At 64.1% G+C, this 12,070-nt stretch carries 12 protein-coding genes and 3 tRNA genes; 7 read left to right on the top strand and 8 right to left on the bottom strand.

The genetic code is table 11. The features are described 5' to 3' along the window. Window positions 1-34: 34 nt before the first annotated feature. Window positions 35-110, top strand: a tRNA-Gly gene (locus LDO29_RS10355). A gap of 104 nt (window positions 111-214) precedes the next feature. Beyond that, window positions 215-288: transfer RNA gene (locus LDO29_RS10360), tRNA-Cys, on the top strand. A 56-nt stretch (window positions 289-344) separates the two neighbouring features. Here LDO29_RS10360 and LDO29_RS10365 read toward each other — a convergent pair. Further along, window positions 345-1,256 (bottom strand): LysR family transcriptional regulator, encoded by a 912-nt coding sequence (locus tag LDO29_RS10365; RefSeq protein WP_224079703.1) that lies wholly within the window; start codon window positions 1,254-1,256, stop codon window positions 345-347. A gap of 97 nt (window positions 1,257-1,353) precedes the next feature. Here LDO29_RS10365 and LDO29_RS10370 point away from each other — a divergent pair, with 97 nt between their 5' ends. Continuing rightward, window positions 1,354-2,439, top strand: coding sequence for a YeiH family protein (locus LDO29_RS10370; protein ID WP_224079704.1), 1,086 nt, complete (start codon window positions 1,354-1,356; stop codon window positions 2,437-2,439). A 77-nt stretch (window positions 2,440-2,516) separates the two neighbouring features. Here the strand turns inward: LDO29_RS10370 and LDO29_RS10375 are convergent. Beyond that, a tRNA-Leu gene (locus LDO29_RS10375) sits at window positions 2,517-2,603 on the bottom strand. A gap of 198 nt (window positions 2,604-2,801) precedes the next feature. Here LDO29_RS10375 and LDO29_RS10380 point away from each other — a divergent pair. The 3 genes from LDO29_RS10380 to LDO29_RS10390 all read left to right on the top strand — a co-directional run bounded on the left by LDO29_RS10380 (window position 2,802) and on the right by LDO29_RS10390 (window position 4,243). Then, window positions 2,802-3,125 carry a hypothetical protein gene (locus tag LDO29_RS10380; RefSeq protein WP_224079705.1) on the top strand — a complete coding sequence of 108 codons (324 nt, stop codon included), beginning with the start codon at window positions 2,802-2,804 and terminating at the stop codon, window positions 3,123-3,125. A 270-nt stretch (window positions 3,126-3,395) separates the two neighbouring features. Further along, complete coding sequence (locus tag LDO29_RS10385; protein ID WP_224079706.1) at window positions 3,396-3,653, top strand: hypothetical protein; 258 nt, start codon at window positions 3,396-3,398, stop codon at window positions 3,651-3,653. Between the two features lie 182 nt (window positions 3,654-3,835). After that, on the top strand, window positions 3,836-4,243 hold the full coding sequence (locus tag LDO29_RS10390; RefSeq protein ID WP_224079707.1) for a heme-binding protein: 408 nt from the start codon (window positions 3,836-3,838) through the stop codon (window positions 4,241-4,243). 118 nt (window positions 4,244-4,361) lie between these two features. Here the strand turns inward: LDO29_RS10390 and hemP are convergent, their stop codons facing one another. The 4 genes from hemP to LDO29_RS10410 all read right to left on the bottom strand — a co-directional run bounded on the left by hemP (window position 4,362) and on the right by LDO29_RS10410 (window position 6,758). Further along, window positions 4,362-4,682 carry a hemin uptake protein HemP gene (gene hemP / locus LDO29_RS10395; protein ID WP_224079708.1) on the bottom strand — a complete coding sequence of 107 codons (321 nt, stop codon included), beginning with the start codon at window positions 4,680-4,682 and terminating at the stop codon, window positions 4,362-4,364. Between the two features lie 222 nt (window positions 4,683-4,904). Next, window positions 4,905-5,318, bottom strand: a complete 414-nt coding sequence (locus tag LDO29_RS10400) for an ExbD/TolR family protein (RefSeq protein WP_224079709.1) — start codon at window positions 5,316-5,318, stop codon at window positions 4,905-4,907. Between the two features lie 24 nt (window positions 5,319-5,342). Continuing rightward, entirely contained in the window at window positions 5,343-6,071 is a 729-nt protein-coding gene (locus LDO29_RS10405) for a MotA/TolQ/ExbB proton channel family protein (RefSeq protein WP_224079710.1), read from the bottom strand. Between the two features lie 33 nt (window positions 6,072-6,104). Continuing rightward, a complete protein-coding gene (locus LDO29_RS10410) occupies window positions 6,105-6,758 on the bottom strand; it encodes an energy transducer TonB (protein ID WP_224080038.1) in 654 nt (217 codons plus the stop codon). Between the two features lie 414 nt (window positions 6,759-7,172). Between LDO29_RS10410 and LDO29_RS10415 the strand changes: the two genes are divergently transcribed. Continuing rightward, window positions 7,173-9,473, top strand: coding sequence for an AAA family ATPase (locus tag LDO29_RS10415; protein ID WP_224079711.1), 2,301 nt, complete (start codon window positions 7,173-7,175; stop codon window positions 9,471-9,473). 3 nt (window positions 9,474-9,476) lie between these two features. On the opposite strand, the gene murI is transcribed toward LDO29_RS10415, so the two are convergent. Further along, complete coding sequence (gene murI / locus LDO29_RS10420; protein WP_224079712.1) at window positions 9,477-10,286, bottom strand: glutamate racemase; 810 nt, start codon at window positions 10,284-10,286, stop codon at window positions 9,477-9,479. A gap of 163 nt (window positions 10,287-10,449) precedes the next feature. Next, window positions 10,450-11,973 carry a fumarate hydratase gene (locus tag LDO29_RS10425; RefSeq protein WP_224079713.1) on the bottom strand — a complete coding sequence of 508 codons (1,524 nt, stop codon included), beginning with the start codon at window positions 11,971-11,973 and terminating at the stop codon, window positions 10,450-10,452. Window positions 11,974-12,070 lie beyond the last annotated feature (97 nt).

Below are 12,070 nucleotides of genomic sequence, written 5' to 3' on the forward strand. Positions count from 1 at the left end.
GCTGCGGTCGGACTCGTAGTAGTGAAAGTTGTATGCGGGAGTAGCTCAGTTGGTAGAGCGCAACCTTGCCAAGGTTGAGGTCGCGAGTTCGAGACTCGTCTCCCGCTCCATCCCCAAAGGGAAGCAGCGCTTCCCTTTTTGTTTGGGTTGGTAGCCGCGGGCGCTGTCAGGCAGCGTTCGGTGAATGCGGATACAATCCAGCAGCACGTCACCTGGCGGGGTGGCAGAGTGGTTATGCAGCGGCCTGCAAAGCCGTGTACGCCGGTTCGATTCCGACCTCCGCCTCCAGTTGAAGAAAACAGCGCCCAGATGGGCGCTGTTTTCATTTGTGCCTCGTTCGAAGCCTAAGACCGGGCACCAACCTGCGCGGCCATCACACGCAGGTACTCGGTAAAGGCCAGCAGTCCCCGTGTCGGAAACTTGTCCTGGTGCACCACCAGCTGGAGCGGGCGCACGATGCGGGGCAGGCCCTGCCGCACCGCTACCAGGGAGCCGCGTTCCAGTTCGTCGCGGACCACATGCAATGACAGGCAGCTCACGCCGAAGCCACTCATCACGGCGCGCTTGATGGCCTCGGCGTTGCCAAGTTCCAGCGCGAAGCGCAGTTCGCCGAGCAGCGGCACCAGTCTTTCCTCGATGATCTCGCGTGTACCCGAGCCGGGTTCGCGCACGATCCATTCGGCATCGCGCAGGCCGTCGAGTGGCGCCTGCGGATCGGCGAGCGCGTGCGACGGGCCGACCACTACGACCATCTCGTCATCGCACCAGGGCACGCTGCGCAACTCCCGCTCATGGCTGGCGCCTTCCACCAGGCCGATATCGGCGTCGAATTGCATCAGCGAGCGCAATACGTCGCGCGTGTTGCCGATACGCAGGTCCAACTGGCATGGGCCGCTCTCCGAAGCACGGAAGCCTGCCATCAACGCCGGCAGGATATAGCTGCCGATGGTATTGCTGGCCGCGATGCGCAGTTGCACGCCGGTCTGTGTGGCAAAGCGCTCGAGTTCCTGGGCCTGGTCGAGCAGCGACAAGGCGCGCGGAAAAAACTGCCGTCCGGTCTCATTGATGCTCAGGCGCCGGGCCACGCGGTCGAACAGGGGGCCGTCGAGTGCGCGCTCCAGTTCTGTCAGCGAGGCGCTGACGGCCGACTGGGACATGGCCAGGGCGTCAGCCGCGGCTACTGTGCTGCCGTGCTGCGCAACGGAGACGAAGACCTGGAGCTGGCGCAACGTCAGGCGAAGTGGTCGCTGATCCATATCGGGATTTTAGGTAATTCATAACGATATTACCCGTTTTGCAGATTGAGAGGGCGAGGGTACGCTCCATACACCTAATCAAAAAACCCATGTCGCCATGTCATCCATGTCCGCCTCCAACTCTGCCCAGGCTGTTTCGCCAGCCGCCGTGCCGCCGTGGCGCCAGCGCCTGCTGCCTTTGCTGCCTCTGGGCGGCGTCGCCTGGCTGGCCATGGTCCTGGCCGACCATCCGGCCATTTCGCGCTATGGCCTGAGTGCGCTGACGCTGGCGATGTGTGCGGGCATGGTCGCCGCCAACACGCTACCCAAGCACTGGCTGCAACCGCTGGCACCCGGCATGCAGGTTGCACGCCACCACTTGCTTCGGCTTGGTGTTGCGCTGTATGGCCTGCGGCTGACCTTTGCCTCGATTGCGGCGCTCGGCCTGCCCGGCATCGTAGTGCCGCTCGCCATGCTGCTCGGCACGCTGCTGTTCGGCACGTGGGTCGGCACGACCTTTTTTGGCCTGAGCCGGCGCGAGGCCATCCTTGTCAGTTCAGGCAGCGCCATTTGCGGCGCGGCAGCGGCGATCGCGGTGTCGTCCGTCGTGCGTACCGATGACAAGCAGACGGCGGTGGCCGTGGCCACGGTGGTGCTGTTCGGTACCGTGGGCATGCTGCTCTATCCGTACCTGTTCGAACTGGTAACGGGATCGTGGCACTGGAACGTCAGCGAGCGCATGTTCGGCATCTTCGCTGGCGCGACGCTGCACGAGGTGGCACAGGTGATCGCCGCCGGCAAGATGATCGGCGATACCACCGCGGACGCCGCCGTGGTGGCCAAGATGGTGCGCGTGCTGGCACTCGGGCCGGTGCTGCTGGTGATGGCCTTGTGGCCCAACAAGGATGCCAAGGCCCAGGCCGGTGCCCCGCGCCTGCGTGGCCTGCTGAAGTCGGTGCCCTGGTTTGCGGTGGGTTTCGTGGCGGTGATGGCGGTGAATTCCGCCGGTGCGGTGCCGCAGGAATGGAAGGGCGGCCTGATTGCCCTCGATAATTGGCTGCTGGCCTGCGCCATGCTGGCCATTGGACTGCACACACGGATCGGCGACCTGCTGCGCGCCGGCCGCAAGCCGCTTGCGCTGGCTGGGGTGCTGTTCGTCTTCCTGATGGCTGGCGGCGCTTCGCTCTGCTACGTAATGGCCTGAGACATAATGGCCTGAGCAGGACAGGGCGGGTGAGTCCGGCGGAATGCGACCGCCCGCGGCCGCAGCCAGCATTGTGTTGGTGCGGCCGACGGGACTCGAACCCGTAAGCCCGTAAGGGCGGCAGATTTTAAGTCTGCTGAGTCTACCAATTTCTCCACGGCCGCGCGGAAAGCCCGATATTGTGGTGGTTGCGCATCTGGGATGCAAGTACAGGTTGCCCTCGCAGGCGCTGAATGTCTCATCACCATGCAAATGTGATCTCTCTGTTACGGCTCGTAACAATGTCGTTGCCGCCGTTGCACCCGGAAATTTCCGAACCACTAAAATAGAGGCATGAGAGATCTCGGACTGAGAGGCAGGATATGAAACATTGGTGGCTCGCGGCATCCGGTATCGTGGCCGGACTTGCGTCGGGTGCGGCAATGGCCCATGTGAGTGTTGGCGTCGCGATCGGTGTGCCTGGCGTGGTAATTGGTGCGCCTGCCTACTATCCTCCGGCCCCGGTCTACTATCCGCCCGCACCGCCGGTCGTGGTGGCGCCGGCCCCGGTCTACTATGGTCCGGCTCCCGTGTACTACGGTCCACGTTACTATGGCCCAGGCCCGCGTTACTACGGGCCGCGCTACTACGGTCCGCGTCCGTACCACGGTCCCCGTGGTTATCACGGCCATGGTCATTGGCGCTGATAATCCGCGCTGCAAGGTTTTTGAAAGAAAGAGCCCCGGAATCGGGGCTCTTTCTTTTTGCCCCAATCATCCGGGGCAGGTAGCAGGTGGTTCCTGGCAAGTTCCCTGCGACGGCAGTGCGGTCAAATTTTCTGAATAGACCGCTCAAAGGGTTGTGGATGTTCATATTGGGGTTTCCCCTAAACTGCACCTGTGACGCCGCGATGTCACACGAAGAGATCGTGTCCCGCGCGGCGCCTGTCTGTCACTGAGAATCAAGGGGAATCTCTCATGAACATCAAGCGTAGTTTGGCGGCAGCAACGGCCCTGGCAGCGCTTTCCGTCGTGTCGCTGCCTTCGTTCGCCGGCACTGGCAAGGTCGATCCGTATCTGGATGGTGCCAAGATCGGCAAGGTCGATGCGTTCACTGACGGCGCACGCGTCGGCAGGACGGATCCTTATACCGATGGTGCCCGCGTGAGCAAACCCGATCCGTTCACCGATGGTGCCCGCGTGAGCAAGCCGGACCCGTTCACCGACGGCGCCTGACGCATACACGTTCGTGGCGCCTGGCGACGGCGCCTGATCCGCAACATGACCCGCCCACCGTGCGGGTCATGTTGTTTTGGGCAATTGTGTTTGACCTTTGCCGGCACGTGCGCCGCGGTGACTCTGCCAATTGTGCGGCGCTATACTTTCGCCTCACACCGTATGAACATCAGGAGAGTGGTATGCAGCAAAAGACCGTGCTGACGGCAGAAGACGTGAAGAAGATCATGGCCGCAGCAGAGGCCGAGGCAAAGACCCATCAATGGGCCGTCTCGATCGTGGTGGTGGACGATGGTGGCCACATGCTGGCCATGCAGCGCCTGGACGGTGCCGCGCCGATCTCTGCCTACATCGCCACGGAAAAGGCTCGTACGTCGGCGCTGGGCCGCCGTGAGTCAAAGATCTATGAAGACATGATCAACAACGGCCGCTATTCCTTCATGACCGCCCCGGCGCTGCAGGGCATGCTGGAAGGCGGGGTGCCCATCGTCTGCAACGAGCAGGTCGTGGGGGCGGTAGGTGTTTCGGGTGTCAAGTCGACGGAAGACGCCCAGATCGCTCGTGCCGGCATTGCCGCGCTGGGTCTCTGATCCTTTGCATGAAGGTCCCGCGGCTGCGGGGCCGGTATCACCTCGGCGGGCTGTCCGGCCTGCCACCCCTTCGTCTCTATACGACCCTGCACCGTAGCGCAGGCGCCGTGCATCTCCTTCATTTCGTCAGGATCAGCTTGCCGTAGCGCGTGACGCGTAGCGTGTAGATTTCGCCGTTGTGGCGGATCGGCAGGGTCGTGGCGCCGCGCATGATGGTTTCCAGGGCCACGGGCTCGCCTGCGGGCGTGTTCGACAGGCTGTCACGCACCAGGGCTTCCAGCCGTGCAGGCAAGGCGGCAACCGCCGACTTCACCGATTCCAGGGCGGATGCCGCAGGGGTTTCGCGTCGGCCCTGTGGGGCAACTTCCACGCGTCGCAGCGACAGGCGGCGGCGAGTGACTTCACGCGGTTGCGACAGCGGCATGGAAAGAGTGCTCATCATCTGGCTCCGTTCGGCAATGGGTTGGCGGCTCGCGCGGCGGGGAATGGGGCGTCTGGTCGGGGCGTCCGGTCGCGCTTGCGATGGAATGATATTAAATGAGAATTGTTATCATTTCAATAGCGCTGTTCAATCGCTACACCTGTCGCCGAACGGCGTCGCCAAAGACAAAGGGCACCCCGTCGGGATGCCCTTTCCTGCTGTGACCAGTGATGCCTGGAGCTATTGCTTGGGCTCCGTGATGAAACCGATCTTGCCAAGCCCGCCATGCTGCGCGGCGGCCATGACCTCGGCCACGCGCTCATAGCGCACCTCCCGGTCCGCGCGCAGGTGCAATTCAGGCTGGGGCTCCTGCTGGGCGGCCAGTGCAATGTTGCTGGCCAGCGTGGCATCGTCCACCTCGGTCTGGTTCCAGTAGACCTTGCCCTGGGCGTCGATCGAGACGTTGATGTTCTGCGGCTTGCTATCGTTCGGCGTATTGCTCGCACGCGGCAGGTCGATCTTCACTGCGTGATTGATGACCGGGATCGTGATGATGAAGATGATCAGCAGCACCAGCATGACGTCGACCAGCGGCGTCATGTTGATTTCGCTCATCACCTCGTCATCGTCCCCGTCGAGGGTGCCAAATGCCATGATGACTTCCTTGATGCGGTGGTGTTACTGCCGTGCCGCGGCGAGGCGCACGGCGTTGTCGTCGGCGCGGGCGCTGGCCGGGCGAATGCGCGCGCCGGTCACGAAGTAGGCGTGCAAGTCATGGGCGAAGCGGTTCAGCTTGGAAATGATCGCCTTGTTGCCGCGGGTCAGCGCGTTGTAGCCCAGCACCGCGGGAATGGCCACTGCCAGGCCGAACGCCGTCATGATCAGCGCTTCACCGACCGGACCGGCGACCTTGTCAATGGTCGGCACGCCCGAGGCGCCAATGCCGATCAATGCATGATAGATGCCCCACACGGTGCCGAACAGGCCCACGAACGGCGCGGTCGAGCCCACGGAGGCCAGCACCGCCAGCCCCGACTGCATGCGCGCTACGGCTTCGTCGATGGCGCTCTTGAGCGAGCGGGTCAGCCAGTCGGAGATATCCATTACGTCATGCAGCTGCGGCTGGCTGGCGCGGTGGTGCTGGGCGGCTTCCTTGCCGGCGATGGCCAGCGTGCGGAACGGGTTGGCATCGCTTGCGCCCAGCGTTTCGAGCGCGTGGTCGAAGTCGTCGGAGTGCCAGAAGCGCTTTTCCGCGCCGTGCGCCATCTTCTTGAGGCGAACCAGATCCCACGCCTTCGTAAGGATCACGATCCACGACAAGAGCGACATGATCAGCAGAATGATGGCCGTCGCACGCATGACGAAATCGCCTTGCGACCAGAGGTGGGAAAGTCCGAGGTCCTGCATGTTGGTTCCTGGTGAGTTCGTTGTAGGTTGAGATCAGTTGAGTTCGAAGCCAATCGGCTGCTGCGCGGTCACGGCGATGGCGCGGCCATTATCCATGTACGGCTTGCAGCGCATGCGCTGGACGGCGTCGACGGCAGCCTGGTCCAGTCGTGACGATCCGCTGGAAGATACCACCGACGTCTTGATCACCTTGCCGGTCTCGTCGGTCGTCAGGCGTACCACGGTCTTGCCGGTCTCGCCCATGCGGCGGGACTGGGCCGGATAGCTCGGTTGCGGCGGCGTGCACTGGATTTCGCCAATGCCGACAGCGCGCGGCGCCGCGGCAACGGGCGCAGGCTCGGGCGCGGGCGCCGGGGGAGCAGGCGGTGCCGGCGGTGCGGGCGGCGCTTCGATTGCAGTCGGCGACGGCGGCAGCGCGGCGACCGGCTGCGGAACCGGCTTGGGCTGCGGCGGCGTTGGCCGCGGCGTGGTGACCTTCACCTGCTTGGGCGGCGCTTCCGTCTTGGGTTTCGGGGGCTCCGGAGCGGGCGGTTTGGCGGGTTCGAGCGGAATGATGCGGGCGATGATTTCCGGGGCGATCACCGCCTCGGTCATCTTGCGGGCCAGCCCGCTCTGGATCAGGTAAAGCAGGCCGGCATGGAGCAGCAGGACGGCGAGCGTAATCTTGAAGAAGCGTTGATCGAACATGAGGGTGAACAACAGGATCTGCCGGCCGGCACAGAGTCACTTGCGATAGAACAGGATCAGCGAGATGCCACATCCGACCAGCAAGCTAACAAGCAATTCCATGATAAACGCTCCTGCAACAGGGTTTGCCGGGGAGCGCCACTCTCTGGCGGCGTGTCAGCTCGGAAGTATAAACGATAATGATTCTTATTTGTTGTGATTTGTGCGTCGCAACTGGAAATTTGTCCAAAGGGCAGTTATACCCCCAAATCCAGGCAGCGTTGCAAGTTGGTGGCCGGCGCCACAGTGACCGGCCTATTGCGGGGCCCGTCGAATGCGCCGCGAGCCGCAAAGCGCGCTAGCATAGGAAAAAGTCTACAAGCGTAGCGGTACGCCCGGTTGCGGCGTCGCCATCGGGTGCACGGGGACGAGGCCATGGACTTCACACGTTTTGCTGAAGAGGACCGCTCGAGGATACTGCGCCCCGGCCCGGGCATCTCGGCCAGCTCGGCGCTGGACTGGATGTGCGCCCAGTTTGCCCTGCGGGTCGTGTGTGCGCTGGGCCCCCGGTTCAACCTGCGCAGCAACATTAATGACGTGCTCACGGTCAGCGCCCAGGAGATGGTGTGGCCGTATGGCGTCGTGCTGCGCGTGCAGCGCTTCCTGTCCGCCCGTTGCGCCGACATGCCGGCATGGAAAGGGGCGGGGCGCCTGACGCCCGAGGAGTTCCTGGAACGCCACGGCCAGTGGAACAGCGCTTTCGACGAGAGCGCGCTGTTCTACTACCTCGACGAGTACGTCAAGCACCACGCCAAGGACATGTTCGCGGTGTTCGATGCCTCGGCCGCGGCCATCGCGTCGCGGCTTGACGGCGAGCGCGTGCTCCTGGTGCGCAACATCGACATGCTCAGCCATGTACTCGACTTGCCCGAGCACGAGCGCAAGCTGTTGCTGTTCGCTGCGCTGGCCAAATACAAGCGCGACCTGCGCGCCGTGATGGTGGACTGCAAGGTGGCGCACAGCCAGGAGGCGTTCCAGATATTGTCCGGATTGACCGGTGCCAGCCCGGCGGACGTGGCCGCCTCGCTGCGGCCCGGCTCCCGCCTGGAGACGCTGAACCTGATCGAGCAGCCGCTGCCCGAGAACAGCGTGACCGATCTGGGCGACCTGATGCGCCTGTCCGACCGCCTGCTGCATGTGCTGCTCGGCAACTACGCCAACGAGGCCGAGATGATGGCGGTGTTCACGCGCCCGGCCGCGCCGCCAACGCTGACGGTCTCCGACTATCCGCATGTCGAAACCGACGCGCGCTATCTCTCCGCACTGCTTTCCAATGCCACCCGCCAGCATGCCGCGGGCGTGAACGTGCTGATCTACGGCCCGCCTGGCACCGGCAAGACCGAGTTCGCGCGGCTGCTGGCCCGCGAGGCCGGCTGCGAGCTGTATGAAGTCGACTGCCTGGACCGCGACGGCAACAGCTTGTCGGGCAAAGACCGCTACCGCTCGCTACAGGTCTCGCAAGCCTTCCTGCGAGGGCGGCCGCGCACGGCGTTGCTGTTCGATGAAGTCGAGGACGTTTTCCCCGGCAGTTCGCGGGAGCTGATGAGCTTGTTCGCTCAGGAGGATGCGCGTGCTTCGGTCAACGGCAAGGCCTGGGTCAACCAGACGCTGGAGCAAAACCCGGTGCCGGTGATCTGGATCTCGAATTCGATTCGGCAGATCGACCCGGCCTACCTGCGCCGCTTCCAGTTCCACCTTGAGCTGAAGATTCCGCCGCCGCTGGTGCGCGAGAACATCATCCGCAAGCACCTGGGCGGACTGGACGTCAGTGATGCATTCATCACCGCACTGGCAGGGCGCAAGACGCTTACGCCGGCGCAGGTGCAGTCCGCCGCGCGCTTCGTGCAGCTCGCGCGGCCCGATGTGGACGAGCCTGTCGAGGCCCTGATCCTGCGCCAGCTTGAACACGCTGACCGCGCCATGGGGCTGCGGCCGGAGGCTGAAGCCAGACCGGTAGTGACGCACTACCGCCTGGACAACCTGCACCTGGAAACGCGCTACGAAGTCGCCAAGATCATCGAGGCGCTTCGCGTGCGCCAGCGCGGCACGCTGTGCTTCTATGGACCGCCCGGCACGGGCAAGACCGCGCTGGCCGAACACATTGCGGCGGCGCTGGATATGCCGCTGATGATCCGGCGAGCTTCCGACCTGATGAGCAAGTACGTGGGCGAAACCGAACAGCAGATTGCCGCCATGTTTGCGCGTGCCGAGGAAGACGGCGCCGTGCTGCTGCTCGATGAAGCCGACAGCTTCATGCAAAGCCGCCAGCAGGCGGTGCGTAACTACGAGGTCTCGGAGGTCAATGAGATGCTGCAAGGCATGGAGCGCTTCAACGGCATCTTTGTCTGCACCACCAACCTGTTCGACCGCATCGACGAAGCCGCCTTGCGCAGGTTCTCGTTCAAGATCCGCTTCCTGCCGATGAAGGCCGGGCAACGTGTCACGATGTTCGTCGATGAAGCCCTGGACGGTGACGAAACCCGGCTGACGGATGCCATGCGGCACGAGCTGGATGCCATGGACTGCCTGACTCCCGGTGACTTTGCCACGGTCAAGCGCCAGTGCGTGCTACTCGGGGATTCGCTGACGCCAGAAGAGTTCCTCGCGCAATTGCGGCACGAGCACGCGGTCAAGCCCGACGTGCGTGCGCACCGGCCGCTGGGCTTCCTGCGATAGGTGTCAGAAAGCGGGAGCCGGCTCGATCGCCACCGTTTCCGCCTGTGTTTCGATATGCAGCAATGCGGCTGCCATCTGTCGCAGATGGGCGGCATCCTTGGTCGAAGCGAAGCGGTCCTGCGGTACGGCGTCGGGCGCCGCGGCAAGGTCGTGTTCAGTCAGCCTGCGGGCCAGCTGGCGCGCAATGGCGCTGCCGGTATCGACCAGTGTCAGCTGGTCGCCGACCATGTCGCGGATGGTGTCGGAGAGGAATGGGTAGTGGGTGCAGCCGAGTACCAGCGTGTCGGCACCGGCTTCGAGCATCGGCGTCAGGTAGTTGTCCAGCCGCCCGCGTATGTCCGGGCCGTCGATGTCGCCTTGCTCGACCAGGGGCACCAGACCCAGCCCCGCTTCGCAGATGAATCGGCTTTCCCCGTCAAGCGATGCCAGCAGCCGGGCGAACTTCGCGCTCCTGAGCGTATTGGCCGTGGCCAGCACGCCCACCACCTTGCTGCGGCTGGCTGCTGCCGCGGGCTTGAGGCCGGGCTCTACGCCGATGATCGGCACGGTCAGCTTCTGGCGCAGCAGCTCCACGGCATGGCCGGTAGCGGTGTTGCAGGCGATGACGAGCGCCTTGCAGCCTTGCGCGAGCAACCACTCGCACGCTTGCAGCGTGCGTGCCTGCACGAAGGATTCCGGCTTCTCGCCATAGGGCGCGTACCTCGAGTCGGCCAGGTAGAGCAGTGACTCATGTGGCAGCAACGCGCGGATCTCGCGCAGCACGGACAGGCCGCCGAGGCCGGAATCGAAGACGCCGATGGGAGAAGGGTTCACGTGGGGGATGAAGGGATTGTTTCGCCCCTCTCCCATTTATGGGAGAGGGGCGGGGGAGAGGGCGGGCGTCTCCATGGCGCGGGCGTCTTCAGTGCTGCTGACGCTTGCCCTCTCCCCCAACCCCTCTCCCGCACGCGGGAGAGGGGAGCAGCGGCTGTACGAATTACAGCGCAGCGACCGGAATCTTGCCGATCTTGGCCTGCCATTCCGCCGGGCCGGTCTTGTGCACCGAGGTGCCTTCGCTGTCCACGGCAACCGTCACCGGCATGTCCTTGACGTCGAACTCGTAGATGGCTTCCATGCCGAGATCTTCGAAGCCGACCACCTTGGCTTCCTTGATCGCCTTGGCCACGAGGTAAGCGGCGCCGCCCACGGCCATCAGGTAGGCCGACTTGTGCTTCTTGATGGCCTCGATGGCTGCCGGACCGCGCTCGGCCTTGCCGATCATCGAGATCAGGCCGGTTTCGGCCAGCATCATCTCGGTGAACTTGTCCATGCGCGTGGCGGTGGTGGGGCCAGCCGGGCCGACGGCCTCGTCGCGCACGGGGTCAACCGGGCCGACGTAGTAGATCACGCGGTTCTTGAAGTCCACCGGCAGTTTCTCGCCCTTGGCCAGCATGTCGGCGATGCGCTTGTGCGCGGCGTCGCGGCCGGTCAGCATCTTGCCGTTGAGCAGCAGGGTCTGGCCCGGCTTCCACGAGGCGACTTCTTCCGGCGTCAGCGTGTTCAGGTCGACGCGCTTGGACGTTTCAGTGTTCGGTGCCCATTCGACCTTCGGCCATTGCGACAGGTCCGGCGCTTCCAGCTTGGCCGGGCCACTGCCGTCCAGCGTGAAGTGCGCGTGGCGGGTAGCGGCGCAGTTCGGGATCATCGCGACCGGCTTGGACGCGGCGTGCGTCGGGCAGGCCATGATCTTGACGTCCAGCACGGTGGCCAGGCCGCCCAGGCCCTGCGCGCCGATGCCCAGCGCGTTGACCTTCTCGTACAGCTCGACACGCAGTTCCTCGATCCAGTCCTTCGGGCCGCGGGCGATGATTTCCTGGATGTCGATCGACTCCATCAGCGATTCCTTGGCCATGACCATGGCCTTCTCGGCGGTGCCGCCGATGCCGATGCCCAGCATGCCCGGCGGGCACCAGCCGGCGCCCATGGTCGGCACGGTCTTCAGCACCCAGTCGACGATGGAGTCGGACGGGTTCAGCATCACGAACTTGGACTTGTTCTCCGAGCCGCCGCCCTTGGCTGCGACCTGGATGTCCACGGTGTTGCCCGGCACGATCTCGTAGTGGATCACGGCCGGGGTGTTGTCCTTGGTGTTCTTGCGGGCGCCTTCGGGAGGGCTGACGATCGAGGCGCGCAGCACGTTGTCCGGATGGGTGTAGCCGCGGCGCACGCCCTCGTTGATCATGTCCGTCAGGCTCATGGTGGCGCCGTCCCAGCGCACATCCATGCCGACCTTGACGAAGACCGTGACGATGCCGGTGTCCTGGCAGATCGGGCGCTTGCCCTCGGCGCACATGCGGCTGTTGGTCAGGATCTGCGCAATCGCATCCTTGGCGGCGGGACTCTGCTCCAGCTCATAGGCGCGGCCCAGGCTGGTGATGTAGTCCATCGGATGGTAGTAGCTGATGTACTGCAGGGAGTCTGCGACGCTCTGGATGAGGTCTTCTTGCTTGATGACGGTCATTTTGTGGGGGGTGGCAGCGGTGAAACACAGCCCGAAATCATACACTGAGCCGGGGCGCTTTGCCCGCCTGCATACAGCCGTCTACAGTCCTCTGCAT

Source organism: Cupriavidus laharis (assembly GCF_914271435.1).
GTDB lineage: Bacteria > Pseudomonadota > Gammaproteobacteria > Burkholderiales > Burkholderiaceae > Cupriavidus > Cupriavidus laharis.